At 61.9% G+C, this 12,820-nt stretch carries 10 protein-coding genes; 3 read left to right on the forward strand and 7 right to left on the reverse strand.

Annotated features, from left to right (window positions below; translation table 11 throughout):
• The first annotated feature begins 233 nt into the window (after window positions 1–233).
• The 3 genes from leuS to holA all read left to right on the forward strand — a co-directional run bounded on the left by leuS (window position 234) and on the right by holA (window position 4,533).
• Window positions 234–2,858, forward strand: coding sequence for a leucine--tRNA ligase (gene leuS / locus VFB05_RS18600; RefSeq protein WP_325014713.1), 2,625 nt, complete (start codon window positions 234–236; stop codon window positions 2,856–2,858).
• Entirely contained in the window at window positions 2,845–3,396 is a 552-nt protein-coding gene (lptE, locus tag VFB05_RS18605) for an LPS assembly lipoprotein LptE (RefSeq protein WP_325014715.1), read from the forward strand. The genes leuS and lptE overlap by 14 nt, the downstream gene beginning before the upstream one ends.
• Window positions 3,397–3,504: 108 nt before the next feature.
• Entirely contained in the window at window positions 3,505–4,533 is a 1,029-nt protein-coding gene (gene holA, locus VFB05_RS18610; RefSeq protein WP_325014717.1) for a DNA polymerase III subunit delta, read from the forward strand.
• A gap of 9 nt (window positions 4,534–4,542) precedes the next feature.
• Here the strand turns inward: holA and VFB05_RS18615 are convergent, their stop codons facing one another.
• The 7 genes from VFB05_RS18615 to hemJ all read right to left on the reverse strand — a co-directional run bounded on the left by VFB05_RS18615 (window position 4,543) and on the right by hemJ (window position 12,590).
• The gene (locus tag VFB05_RS18615; protein ID WP_325014719.1) at window positions 4,543–5,427 is read right to left on the reverse strand and encodes a ParB/RepB/Spo0J family partition protein; all 885 of its coding nucleotides are present in this window, start codon (window positions 5,425–5,427) and stop codon (window positions 4,543–4,545) included.
• 65 nt (window positions 5,428–5,492) lie between these two features.
• The gene (locus tag VFB05_RS18620) at window positions 5,493–6,344 is read right to left on the reverse strand and encodes a ParA family protein (protein WP_325014721.1); all 852 of its coding nucleotides are present in this window, start codon (window positions 6,342–6,344) and stop codon (window positions 5,493–5,495) included.
• The gene (locus VFB05_RS18625; protein WP_325014723.1) at window positions 6,341–7,060 is read right to left on the reverse strand and encodes a 16S rRNA (guanine(527)-N(7))-methyltransferase RsmG; all 720 of its coding nucleotides are present in this window, start codon (window positions 7,058–7,060) and stop codon (window positions 6,341–6,343) included. The genes VFB05_RS18620 and VFB05_RS18625 overlap by 4 nt, the downstream gene beginning before the upstream one ends.
• A 99-nt stretch (window positions 7,061–7,159) precedes the next feature.
• Entirely contained in the window at window positions 7,160–9,049 is a 1,890-nt protein-coding gene (mnmG, locus tag VFB05_RS18630) for a tRNA uridine-5-carboxymethylaminomethyl(34) synthesis enzyme MnmG (protein WP_325014725.1), read from the reverse strand.
• A 105-nt stretch (window positions 9,050–9,154) separates the two neighbouring features.
• Complete coding sequence (gene mnmE, locus VFB05_RS18635) at window positions 9,155–10,489, reverse strand: tRNA uridine-5-carboxymethylaminomethyl(34) synthesis GTPase MnmE (protein ID WP_325014727.1); 1,335 nt, start codon at window positions 10,487–10,489, stop codon at window positions 9,155–9,157.
• Window positions 10,490–10,648: 159 nt separating this feature from the next.
• Window positions 10,649–11,914: a transcription termination factor Rho gene (gene rho / locus VFB05_RS18640; RefSeq protein WP_072818380.1), complete on the reverse strand. Its 1,266-nt coding sequence runs from the start codon at window positions 11,912–11,914 to the stop codon at window positions 10,649–10,651.
• Window positions 11,915–12,164: 250 nt separating this feature from the next.
• Window positions 12,165–12,590, reverse strand: coding sequence for a protoporphyrinogen oxidase HemJ (gene hemJ / locus VFB05_RS18645; protein ID WP_325014730.1), 426 nt, complete (start codon window positions 12,588–12,590; stop codon window positions 12,165–12,167).
• Window positions 12,591–12,820 lie beyond the last annotated feature (230 nt).

The following is a 12,820-nucleotide window of genomic DNA, read 5'->3' on the forward strand; positions in this document are numbered from 1 at the left end:
ACCAGCAAATATTAGATTCCAGTGTGGTTTCGGATTTGACATTCGCTGGGAGAAGTCGCGGCTACGTTGTAGCGAATGTCAAATCCACCACATTGGCCGGGATAGCCCGTTACAATCTACCGGCCTGGTTACAATCAGTAGGCAGACTGGCCTGTCCGACCCGTTGACCGGAAAGCTGCTTTTGTGGCCTATTCCGCCGTCTTTTTAAGGACGGCCCAAGGCCAACTGATTCCATGAGCTCCGAACGCTATAACGCCCGCGAATCCGAACCCCATTGGCAGCGCCAATGGGACGAAAAGGCGATTTTTTCCGCCAAAAACGACGACCCGCGGCCGAAATACTACGTGCTGGAGATGTTCCCCTACCCGTCCGGGCGCATCCATATCGGGCACGTGCGGAACTATACGCTCGGCGACGTGCTGGCGCGGTTCATGCGCGCCAAGGGATTCAACGTGCTGCACCCGATGGGCTGGGACGCTTTTGGCCTTCCGGCGGAAAACGCTGCGATCGAACGCAAGGTGGCGCCGAAGGCCTGGACCTACGACAACATCGCCGCGATGAAGAAGCAGTTGCGCTCGATTGGGCTCTCACTCGACTGGTCCAGAGAGTTCGCCACCTGCGATCCCAGCTACTACAAGCACCAGCAGAAGATGTTCAACGACTTCCTGCGTGCGGGGCTCGCCGAACGCGAGAAGCGCAAGGTCAACTGGGACCCGGTCGACATGACCGTGCTCGCGAACGAGCAAGTGATCGACGGCCGCGGCTGGCGTTCGGGCGCAATGGTCGAACAGCGCGAGATGAATCAGTGGGTCTTCAAGATCACCAAGTACTCGCAGGAACTGCTCGACGCCCTCGACACGCTCGACCGCTGGCCGGAAAAAGTGCGGCTGATGCAGCACAACTGGATCGGACGCAGTGAAGGTCTTTTGATCCGCTTTGCGCTCGACAAGGCGACGACGCCGGCCGGCGAGAGCGAACTGAAGATATTCACGACGCGGCCCGACACGCTGTTCGGCGCCAAGTTCATGGCGATTTCGGCCGATCATCCGCTGGCGCAGGCGGCAGCCGCGAAAAATCCAAAGCTCGCCGAGTTCATCGCCGAGATCAAACGGATCGGCACCGCACAGGAAGTCATCGATACCGCCGAGAAGCAGGGTTTTGATACCGGCATTCGCGCGGTGCATCCATTCGACCCGAACTGGAAGCTGCCGGTCTATGTCGCCAACTTCGTGCTGATGGAATACGGCACCGGCGCGATCTTCGGCTGTCCCGCGCACGACCAGCGCGACCTCGACTTCGTCAACAAATACAATCTCGGCAATACGCCGGTGGTTTGTCCGCAAGGCCAGGACCCGAAGACGTTCGTGATCACGGACACCGCCTATGACGGCGATGGCCGCATGATCAATTCGCGCTTCCTCGACGGCATGACGATCGATCAAGCCAAGGAAGAGGTCGCGAAACGGCTGGAGACGGAAGTGCGCGGCAACGCAGCCGTCGGTGAGCGGCAGGTCAATTTCCGCCTGCGCGACTGGGGCATCTCACGCCAGCGCTACTGGGGCTGTCCGATCCCGGTCATTCATTGCCCGAAATGCGACGTGGTGCCGGTGCCCGACAAGGATTTGCCGGTGGTCCTGCCCGAAGATGTGACTTTTGACAGACCGGGCAACGCGCTCGACCACCACCCGACCTGGAAGCACGTCAATTGCCCGAAGTGCGGCGGCAAGGCCACGCGTGAAACCGACACCATGGACACGTTCGTCGATTCGTCCTGGTATTTTGCGCGCTTCACCGACCCATGGAACGAAAAGGCGCCGACGACGCCCGCGGTCGCCAACCGGATGATGCCGGTCGATCAATATATCGGCGGCGTCGAGCACGCGATCCTGCACCTGCTCTACAGCCGCTTCTTCACGCGCGCCATGAAAGCGACGGGCCATATCGACATGAATGAACCGTTCGCCGGCATGTTCACCCAGGGCATGGTGGTGCACGAGACCTATCAGAAAGCCGACGGCTCCTATGTCACGCCGGCAGAGGTGAAGGTCGAGAGCGCGGGCCCTGATCGGCAAGCGACGCTGCTCGCGACCGGCGAGCCGGTTGCGATCGGCGCGATCGAGAAGATGTCGAAATCGAAGCGTAACACGGTCGACCCCGACGACATCATCGCGACTTATGGCGCCGACGTCGCGCGCTGGTTCATGCTGTCGGACTCTCCGCCCGACCGCGACGTGATCTGGAGCGACGAGCGTGTGCAGGGCGCCTCGCGTTTCGTGCAACGGCTGTGGCGTCTCGTGCACGAAGCCGCCGAGATCACCACGGCCGCGCCCGCGGCAAGGCCCGCTTACTTCGGGGCCGATGCCACTGCCTTGCGCAAGGCGGCTCATGGAGCCCTCGACAAAGTCTCTAGCGGCATCGAACGGCTGCACTTCAACGTGTGCCTCGCCCATATCCGCGAATTTTCCAACGCGCTGGCCGACGTCATGGCCCGTCCCGGACAGCCCTCGCCCGACCTCACCTGGGCAATCCGCGAAGCCGCCGTGATCCTCGTTCAACTGTTCGCGCCGATGATGCCCCATCTGGCCGAGGCGTGCTGGGGCGTGCTCGGCCAGCCGGGTCTGGTTTCAGAAGCAAATTGGCCCAAAATCGAACGAGATTTGCTGGTTGAAGCGACGGTCACCCTGGTGGTTCAGGTCAACGGCAAGAAGCGGGGCGAGGTCACTGTGGCCCGCACCGCCCAGAATGCGGAAATTGAGGCTGCCGTTTTAGCCCTCGATGCGGTAAAACAGTCCTTGGGGGACAAAGCCGTGCGTAAAGTGATTGTTGTTCCCATGAGGATCGTCAATGTCGTCGGCTAGGATTCGAATCGTCGCCAGGCTTTTCGCCGTTGCTGTCCTGGGGGCACTGACCGCTGGTTGCTTCCAGCCGATGTATGCCGAGCACACCGATGGCACGCCTGGCTTGCGCGAAAAGCTGTTGGGCGTTGATCTGCCACCCCTCGATGTCCCTAATTCATCGCGCGAGGCGCGGCTTGGGGTCGAAATCCGCAATGCCCTGGCATTCAAGCTTTACGGCAACGCCACCGGAACATCGCCGACCCACCGGCTCGTGATCAGGATCCAGACCACGCGTTCGACGCTGATGACCGATGCCAACACCGGGCTGCCGACCAGCGAAAATTACGGCATCAACGCGCAATTCAACCTGATCGACATCGCCACCAATAAATCGGTGATGACCGGAACCACCGCGTCGCGTGTCTCCTACGACGTCCCCGGCACCTTCCAGCGCTATGCCCGCGCCCGCGCATTCCACGATGCCGAGGATCGCGCCAGTCAGGAAATCGCCGAAAACATCCAGACGCGGCTCGCCTCTTATTTCTTCGCAGGCGCCTGAGACTTCATCAGCCCGCGGCGAAAGCCGGCGCCTCCTCGATAGCCTTTGCAATTCGGCACGATGCGGCTACGCATATCCGGACATCACAGGTATTAAATTAATCCCGTTATGGTGGCCCTGCGCGGCAGAGAAATCGATGCCTATCTAGCCCGGCCAGATCCGGCGCGTCCGATCATTCTGCTTTATGGTCCGGACGCGGGTCTGGTTCGCGAACGCGCCGAAGCCTTGCTGGCCTCCGCGGTTGACGACCCGAGCGATCCATTCTCGCTGGTGAGGCTCGATGGCGACGAGCTTTCGGCCGAGCCGTCCCGGCTGGTCGATGAGGCGCTGACAATCCCGCTGTTTGGTGGCCGCCGCGCGATTCGCGTCAGGGCCGGCTCGCGAAGTTTTGCCAGCGGCATCGACGCGCTGGCGGAGGTGCCGCTCAGGGATTGCCGGATCGTGATCGAGGCCGGCGAGTTGCGGGCTGAGTCGCCGCTGCGCAAAGCCTGCGAGCGCGCCAAGACGGCGGTCGCCATCGCCTGCTATCCCGACACCGAACGCGACCTGGCAAAATTGATCGACGACGAACTCAAGCTGTCGGCCTTGCGCATCGCGTCCGACGCGCGCGCGGTGTTGATGGGTCTGCTCGGCGGCGACCGCCAGGCGTCGCGCAACGAGCTGCGCAAGCTCACGCTCTACGCCCACGGCAAGGGCGAGGTGACGCTCGATGACGTGATGGCGGTCGTGGCTGACGCTTCAGAGCTCAAGATCGATCCCATCGTCGACGGTGCCTTTGCCGGAAACCCGGCCGCGGTCGAGACCGAATTCGCCAAGGCCATGGTCGCCGGCACCTATCCCGGCGTGATCATCTCGGCAGCCCAGCGCCAGGCGGCGTGGCTACACAAGTCTGCACTGGCGATATCAGAGGGAACACCGGCATCGGCCGTGCTGGATGGCGGATTTCCGAGGCTGCATTTTTCACGGAAAGCCAATGTCGAGATGGCGCTTCGCAATTTTGATGCAGCGCGACTGACAACCATCATCGATCAATTGGCCACGGCCGCGCTCGAGATGCGAAAGCAGGCGGGGCTCGCCGCCGTCATTGCGCAGCGCGCGCTGTTGTCGATTGCCGTGAACGCGAAGCGGCGCGCCTAACCGCCCTTCTCAGGATTTCGAACTCAGCCGTCTCACGACCTCGTCGAGCTGATCGAGATCGCGGTAGCGGATGTGAACGATGCCGCCGGAATCGCGGTGATCGATGCTGACGGCAAGACCGAGCGCATCGCTGACGGTTTTCTCCAGCGACACCGTGTTGGGGTCTTTCGTCTTGCCGCCCCCACCCCTCGCCTTTTGCGGCTTGCGCTCCGGCACACCTTCTTCGTGGGCCAGGGCTTCGGCCTGACGCACGTTGAGACCTTCTTCGACGATCCGCTTGGCGGCGGCGAGCGGATCGGGCACGCCGATCAGCGCGCGGGCATGGCCCGCGGACAATTGACCGAGCGCGATATAGGCCTGCACCTCGGCCGGCAGTTTCGTCAGCCGCATGGTGTTTGCGACGTGGCTGCGACTCTTGCCGACGATGCGGGCAATGTCTTCCTGGCTGCGTTTGAATTCGTTGGCGAGCGCATGATAGCCCTGCGCCTCTTCCATCGCGTTGAGGTCTTCGCGTTGCACGTTCTCGACAATCGCGATCTCGAGCGCGTCCGAATCGCTGACATCGACCGGCACGATCGGAACCTCGTGCAGGCCCGCGATCTGCGACGCGCGCCAACGGCGTTCGCCGGCGATGATCTCGAAACGATCCTGCGCGCCGCGCACCGGCCGCACCACGATCGGCTGAATGACGCCGTGCTGCTTGATCGAGTCAGCGAGCTCCTTCAGCTCGGCGTCGGCAAATTCCTTGCGCGGGTTGCGCGGATTGGCTTTCAGGAATTCGATCGGCACCTTGCGCTGCGCGCGCGGCCGATCGACGTGGGCGGCTTCGCCGCCGACATCGCCGATCAGACTTGCAAGACCTCGCCCCAGTCGCGAACGCGCTTCGTCCGCCATCGCCAACTCCCTTGGATTCAACTCACGCTACTCCCGTTTGATATTCGGTACCGACGATATCCCGTTCAATGCGGGCGCAGCTCGCGCTCGCGCTGAATGACTTCGGTGGCGAGCTTCAGATAGGCGTCGCTGCCGACGCATTTGAGATCGTAGACCAGCACCGGCTTGCCGTAGGACGGCGCCTCCGAGATGCGCACGTTGCGCGGAATCATGGTCTTGTAGACTTTGCTGCCCATGAACTGGCGCACGTCGGCGACAACCTGGTTCGACAGGTTGTTGCGGGAGTCGAACATCGTGAGCACGATGCCGTGAATCGAGAGATTCGGATTGAGCGTGGAGCGCACCTGCTCGACCGTCTGCAGAAGCTGCGACAAACCTTCGAGCGCGAAGAACTCACACTGCAACGGCACAAGGATCGCATCCGACGCGGCCATTGCGTTGACGGTGAGAAGGTTGAGCGATGGCGGACAATCGATCAGCACATAGGTGTAGTCGGAATCCGGCGAGACGTTGTGATTGAGAGCTGCGATCGCATCACGCAGGCGGAAAGCGCGGCCCTGGGTATGACCAAGCTCGAGCTCCAGACCCGACAGGTCCATGGTCGACGAGGCGATGTGCAGGCGCGGCACGGCGGTCGGCACCACCGCCTCGCGCAACGAGGCTTCACCGATCAAGACGTCATAGGTCGAGCAGTTGCGATTGCGGCGATCGATGCCGAGCCCGGTCGACGCGTTGCCTTGCGGATCGAGGTCGACGATCAGCACGCGCTCGCCGATCGCGGCAAGCGCGGTGCCCAGATTGATCGCGGTGGTGGTTTTGCCGACGCCGCCCTTTTGATTGGCCAGCGCCAGGATGCGCGGATGGCCCGGCTGGGCCATTGAACTATCTTCTTGAAATACCTGATCTATTTCGTTCATAGCGGCCTGCCATCGACGCTTGGGGACGGGTTGAGGCACTCGATCCGGTCGAGCTCGACGATCCAGCCGTGTCCCCCCGTGCGGCTGGAGTGAAGATGTGGTTCAATTTTCCAATATTTAGTGGCCTCGGTCAATTCCGCTTCTACATCTTGGCCCTTGAGAAACAGGGCTTTTGCGCCCTTTTTCACCCAAGGCTCCGCGAAACCGATCAGTTGATTTAACGGAGCAACTGCGCGCGCGGTGATGCAATCGACCGGGCCAGCGAGCCTATCCACAATATCCTTGATATCGGCGAGATGGATGACAGCGGCAGCTCCGGTCACGCGAAGCGCCTCGCGCAGGAAGCCGGCTTTCTTGCCATTGCGCTCGATCAGATGAACCACTGCACCGGGCGTGTCGGCGAGGACGCAGGCGAGCACCATTCCAGGGAAGCCGCCGCCGCTTCCGAAATCGGCCCAGACCTTGGCGTCCGGCGCGAGGGTGAGGAGCTGCAGCGAGTCCGAGACGTGCCGGCTCCAAAGCATCGGCAGTGTCGCGGGCGATACGAGGTTGGTCTTGGCCTGCCACGTCTGGAGCAGGTCGATGAAGCGATCGAGCCGTGCCGCTGTTTCACGTGAAACAGGCGTCAGGGACAGCGCCGCCGCACGGTCGGCTGTGAGGCGTTGCTCCAAGGACGTTTCGAGCGAAGGCTTTTGGTGGGGGTGAGCGGCGCTCATGGCGAATCGCTTTGTTTCACGTGAAACACCGTAGCGCTTTCGAGCGGAGCGGATACCGGTCCGCGAGAAGAAAACGCATCAAACAAAATTCCATTGGGCTTAGGCGCCCGCGGCCGCCGTGGCGGTTTTCCGCCGGGCTTCGCGCTTCAGGTAGGCCGCCAGAATGCCGAGCGCAGCCGGCGTCACGCCGTCGAGCCGGCCCGCCTGCCCCACCGTTCGTGGCTGCGCCGCCTTGAGCTTGCCACGGGCCTCATTAGACAAGCCCGGGACCTCGTCGAAGTCGACGCCCGTCAGCGCGAGACCTTCGTCACGCCGGAAGGCTTCGACATCCGCGACCTGGCGCTTCAGGTAGACATCGTATTTGGCATCGATCTCCAGATGGACCGCGATCGCGGGATCGACGGCCGTGAGGTCCGGCCAGATGGTCCGAACCTGGTCCCAGCCAACTTCCGGGTAGGCGAGCAGTTCGAAGGCGGACCGGCGCTGGCCGTCTTTGTTGAGGGATAGGCCGTACCGGGCCGCTTCGTTCGGGGTCAGGGTCAGCGACTGCGCCCTCGCCTTCGCGGCATTCAACGCGGCCATCTTGGCGCGGTGCCTTTCAGACCGCGCCGGCCCGACGCATCCGAGCGCAATTCCTTTGTCGGTCAGGCGCTGATCGGCGTTGTCAGCCCGCAGGGTCAGGCGATACTCAGCGCGCGAGGTGAACATCCGATAGGGCTCGGTGATCCCTCGCGTCACGAGATCGTCGATCATCACGCCGAGATAACCGTCAGCGCGATCGAACACGACTGGCCGAGATCCGCCGGCGATGAGCGCGGCATTGAGACCTGCCACGAGACCCTGAGCCGCGGCCTCCTCATAGCCCGTGGTACCGTTGATCTGGCCAGCCAAAAACAGTCCGGCAAGCCGTTTGGCCTCAAGCGTCGGGTCGAGTTCACGGGGATCGACGTGGTCATATTCGATGGCATAGCCCGGACGGACCATCCGCACCCGCTCGAGCCCCGGGATCGAGGCGAGGATGCCGAGTTGGACCTCCTCCGGCAGCGAGGTCGAGATGCCGTTGGGATAAACCGTCGTGTCGTCGAGGCCTTCGGGCTCCAGGAAGATCTGGTGACCATCACGATCGCCGAAGCGGACAATCTTGTCCTCGATCGAAGGACAATAGCGCGGTCCGGTGCTTTTGATCTGCCCCGAATACATCGGCGAGCGATGCACGTTGGCGCGGATCACCTCATGGGTTGCCGCCGTCGTCCGCGTGATGCCGCATTGGATCTGCGGCGTCGTGATCCGATCAGTCAGAACGGAAAACGACTCAGGCGGATCGTCACCCGGCTGCATCTCGACCGCCGACCAGTCGATCGTGGTGCCGTCCAGTCGCGGCGGAGTCCCGGTCTTCAATCGGCCCAGCGTGAAGCCGATCCGCTCGAAGGATGAGGATAGGCCAAGCGCCGGCGCCTCGCCGACCCGGCCAGCCGGCCAATTCTTCTCACCGAGATGGATCAAGCCGCGGAGGAAAGTCCCGGTCGTGACGACGACCGCGCCGGCGATGAGCTCGCGGCCGTCGGCGAGACGGATGCCCCGCAATTTGCCATCGACAACCCTGAGCTCGTCGGCCTCGCCCTCGACGACGGTCAGATTGGCGGTCTCGTGGATCGCAGCCTGCATCGCCGCCGCATAGAGTTTGCGATCAGCTTGGGCGCGTGGGCCGCGCACCGCCGGACCCTTGCGCCGATTGAGCACACGAAACTGGATACCGCCGGCGTCGGCGACGCGGCCCATCAGGCCGTCGAGCGCGTCGACTTCGCGGACAAGGTGGCCCTTGCCCAAACCGCCGATCGCCGGATTGCAGGACATCGCGCCGACCGTCGAGAAGCGATGGGTCACCAGCGCCGTTCGCGCGCCCATTCGCGCAGCCGCGCTGGCTGCCTCGCAGCCGGCGTGGCCGCCGCCAATGACGATCACGTCAAAAGAGTCGGAGTGGGAATTCATGCGGCATCTTCTATACCGCAGCCATCAAACTCGGAAGTGACAACGGGCCACTTGTTTCACGTGAAACGGGCCGTTAGCCAAGTCCAAGTAATGAATTATTATTCACTACTTTCCGATGCAGAACTCGCGAAAAATTTTATCCAGAACGTCTTCGACGTCGACGCGGCCGAGGAGCCGCCCGAGTGCAAGCGACGCCGACCTCAGCTCTTCGGCGATCAACTCATCGCCCTGCCCCACGATGGCCAAGGCGCGGCGTAGTCCAGCGGCCGACTCCTGCAGCAACTGCCGCTGCCGCACGCGACCGATCAAACTATCCTCGGTCGCTCCGAAGTAATCGCGCACAAATGCTGCGAGCGCCGCGACCAGCTCGCCGACACCTTCGCCCTGACGAGCGGAAATTTTGAAGAGCCTGCCCTGCCCTGCATCGACTTCGCGTGTCGGCTCGAGATCGATCTTGTTGCGAACGATCCAGGGCGCGGCCGCATCGGCCGCGATCATGCTCTCGTCCAGCTCGTGGTCGGAATCCGTGACCCACAGCACAAGGTCCGCCTCCGCCGCCCGCGCCCGCGCACGACGCACACCTTCTTGCTCGACCGGATCTTCCGTGTCGCGGATGCCGGCCGTGTCGATCACCGTGACGGGATAACCGTCGAGGTCGAGCTGAACCTCGATGACGTCACGCGTGGTCCCGGCGTGCGGCGAGACGATCGCAACCTCGCGCCGCGCCAGCAGGTTGATCAAGGTGGACTTGCCGACATTGGGCGGGCCCGAGATCGCAACGGTCAGGCCATCGCGCAATCGCTCGCTCCGCCCCTGCCCTTCAAGCGTTTCCTCGATTTCGGCAAGCAATGATCTGATCGTCGCCAAAGCCGGCGCGATCAGTTCCGCCGGCACATCGCCTTCGTCGGCAAAATCGATGCCGGCTTCGATCAATGCCGACGCCTCAATGATGCGCGCACGCCAATCCCGCGCCTTGTCGCCGAGCAGTCCCTTGAGCTGACGCAACGCCTGGCGCCGCTGCCGATCCGTGTCGGCGTGAATGAGATCATCGAGCGCTTCGGCTTCGGTCAGATCGAGCTTGCCGTTTTCAAAGGCACGCCGGGTGAACTCGCCGGGCTCTGCGGGTCGAACATTGTTGAACGCCGAGAGCGCCGCGAACAACGCCGCCTGTACTGCGCGGCCGCCATGAATGTGAAATTCGGCGACGTCTTCTCCGGTGGCACTCGCGGGAGCCGGAAACCAGAGTACGATCGCGTCGTCGATTTCACGGCCCTCGCCATCTCGAAGCCGGACGCGCGTGGCAATTCGCGGTTCGACCGCCCTGCCCGCCAGCTCCGCGAGCGCCTTTCCGGCTTGCGGACCCGACACCCGGACGATTGCAATCGCAGCCGGCGGCCGGCCGGACGACAATGCAAAAATGGTCTGCTCGCGAGGGTGCATTGGCCTATTTGGTCGCGAGCCCCTGAAAAGGCAACGGGATTTGAGCTTGTCGTAGAGCCTACGCGGAAATGCTGCAGCTCATGCTGCGGCTGGTCACGCAACAAAAAGGCGTCCCTGCTCGCGCAAGGACGCCTGAAGGTAGGCCAGTGGCCGAGTGCTTTACGTATTCATGGACTCGAAGAATTCCGCGTTGTTCTTGGTGTTGCGGAGCTTGTCGAGCAGGAAGTCGATGGCGTCCATCGTGCCCATCGGATTGAGGATCCGCCGCAGCACGTACATCTTTTTCAGAACTTGCGGATCGGTGATGAGCTCTTCCTTGCGGGTGCCGGAGCGCGAAATGTCGATCGCCGGGAAGGTCCGCTTGTCGGAGACCTTGCGGTCGAGAATCAGTTCGGAGTTACCGGTGCCCTTGAATTCTTCGAAGATCACTTCGTCCATGCGGCTGCCGGTATCGACCAGCGCGGTCGCGATGATCGTCAGCGAACCGCCCTCCTCGATGTTACGCGCGGCGCCGAAGAACCGCTTCGGCCGCTGAAGTGCGTTGGCGTCGACACCGCCTGTCAGCACCTTGCCGGATGACGGAACGACCGTGTTGTAGGCGCGGCCCAATCGCGTGATCGAATCGAGCAGGATCACGACGTCGCGGCCATGCTCGACCAGGCGCTTGGCCTTCTCGATCACCATCTCGGCGACCTGAACGTGACGCACGGCCGGCTCGTCGAAGGTGGACGAAACCACCTCGCCCTTCACCGAACGCTGCATGTCTGTGACTTCTTCCGGACGCTCGTCGATCAGAAGCACGATCAGATAGCATTCGGGATGATTGGCGGTGATCGAATGAGCGATGTTCTGCATCAGCACCGTCTTGCCGGTGCGCGGCGGCGCCACGATCAGGGCGCGCTGGCCTTTGCCGATCGGGGCGACGATGTCGATCACACGCGCCGAAAGGTCTTTTCTTGTGGGGTCCTCGAGTTCGAGGCGGAAACGCTCATCCGGAAACAGCGGCGTCAGGTTGTCGAAATTGACCTTGTGCTTGGACTTTTCCGGATCTTCGAAATTGAGCGTGTTGACTTTGAGCAGCGCGAAATAACGTTCGCCTTCCTTCGGGCTGCGGATATGGCCTTCGATGGTGTCGCCGGTGCGCAGGCCGAAACGACGGATCTGCGAGGGCGAAACGTAGATATCGTCGGGGCCGGGCAGGTAGTTCGCATCGGGCGATCGCAAAAAGCCAAAGCCGTCGGAGAGAACCTCAACGACGCCTTCGCCGATAATGTCGATTTCCTGGATCGCGAGCTGCTTGAGAATGGCAAACATCAGCTCCTGCTTGCGCATGGTGCTGGCGTTTTCGACCCCTTTTTCCTCCGCAAAAGCGACGAGTTCCGCCGGCGTCTGGGCTTTGAGGTCTTGGAGTTTGATTTCCCGCATTGGGATGGTCCTGTGGAGTGCTTAAGAGGGGAGGGAGTGCAGGGTGGCTTCTTGGAATGCGGAGCCTGAAGTCAGGAAGTCCGCAGGTCTGAGCAAGGAAAGGGCCTGATAAGGCTTCAAACCTGATGCAGCGGCCGGCCCAATGAGGAAACCGGGACGCAACCACATCCGCCTGCGTAGGGTGGGAATGGCAACAATATAGAAAATCGGCTCCGTTTCCGCAAGACGGCGTCTTCGCTCGATATAGCGCTCAGAACGGCTTGACCACCACCAGAATGACGATCCCGATCATCAGGACGGTCGGTATCTCGTTGATTAAACGATAAAATTTCTGTGAGTGCCGATTCCGGTCCGCGGCAAAATCTCTCACCCAGCGGACAAAAAACCCGTGCACACCAGAAAGCACCAGCACCAGGACAAGTTTTCCGTAGATCCACCAGCTCATGAAGAGCCAATGACCGGCCCAGGCCAGGTAAAGCCCGGCGAGCCAGGTCACGATCATCGCCGGATTGATGATCGCCTTCAGCAACCGCCGTTCCATCACCTTGAACGTCTCGGACTGCCGGGAGCCAGCCTCTGCCTCGCAGTGATAAACGAACAGCCGCGGCAGATAGAGCATGCCGGCCATCCAGGAGATGACCGCGATGATGTGCAGCGCCTTGATCCACTCGTACACTTGCACCTCACCTTTCGAAGCTTGCCTGGCAAATAGATCGCTTAGTCATATCGAGCTGAACGACATCCTGTCTCCCGTCTCGCTGAGAGATATCCGTGAAGCGCTCTTATCTAAACTAATAATTTTAGAATCTTAGGGTTTGAGTCTGGTTGACCGTGGATTGGACTCACACAACGACATCCGTTCGTTTTTCAGTCGTTGCTCACATCTGTCGACAATTTTCACTGCTG

Source organism: Bradyrhizobium sp. (genome assembly GCF_035652035.1).
Classification (GTDB): domain Bacteria; phylum Pseudomonadota; class Alphaproteobacteria; order Rhizobiales; family Xanthobacteraceae; genus Bradyrhizobium.

What these genes read in the sequence shown, in the direction of transcription:
- mnmE (WP_325014727.1), bottom strand. Translation starts at nt 10,489, where the DNA reads ATGCACCCTCGCGAGCAGACCATTTTTGCATTGTCGTCCGGCCGGCCG.
- VFB05_RS18625 (WP_325014723.1), bottom strand. Translation starts at nt 7,060, where the DNA reads ATGAGCGCCGCTCACCCCCACCAAAAGCCTTCGCTCGAAACGTCCTTG.
- mnmG (WP_325014725.1), bottom strand. Translation starts at nt 9,049, where the DNA reads ATGAATTCCCACTCCGACTCTTTTGACGTGATCGTCATTGGCGGCGGC.
- leuS (WP_325014713.1), top strand. Translation starts at nt 234, where the DNA reads ATGAGCTCCGAACGCTATAACGCCCGCGAATCCGAACCCCATTGGCAG.
- rho (WP_072818380.1), bottom strand. Translation starts at nt 11,914, where the DNA reads ATGCGGGAAATCAAACTCCAAGACCTCAAAGCCCAGACGCCGGCGGAA.
- VFB05_RS18620 (WP_325014721.1), bottom strand. Translation starts at nt 6,344, where the DNA reads ATGAACGAAATAGATCAGGTATTTCAAGAAGATAGTTCAATGGCCCAG.
- lptE (WP_325014715.1), top strand. Translation starts at nt 2,845, where the DNA reads ATGTCGTCGGCTAGGATTCGAATCGTCGCCAGGCTTTTCGCCGTTGCT.
- holA (WP_325014717.1), top strand. Translation starts at nt 3,505, where the DNA reads ATGGTGGCCCTGCGCGGCAGAGAAATCGATGCCTATCTAGCCCGGCCA.
- VFB05_RS18615 (WP_325014719.1), bottom strand. Translation starts at nt 5,427, where the DNA reads ATGGCGGACGAAGCGCGTTCGCGACTGGGGCGAGGTCTTGCAAGTCTG.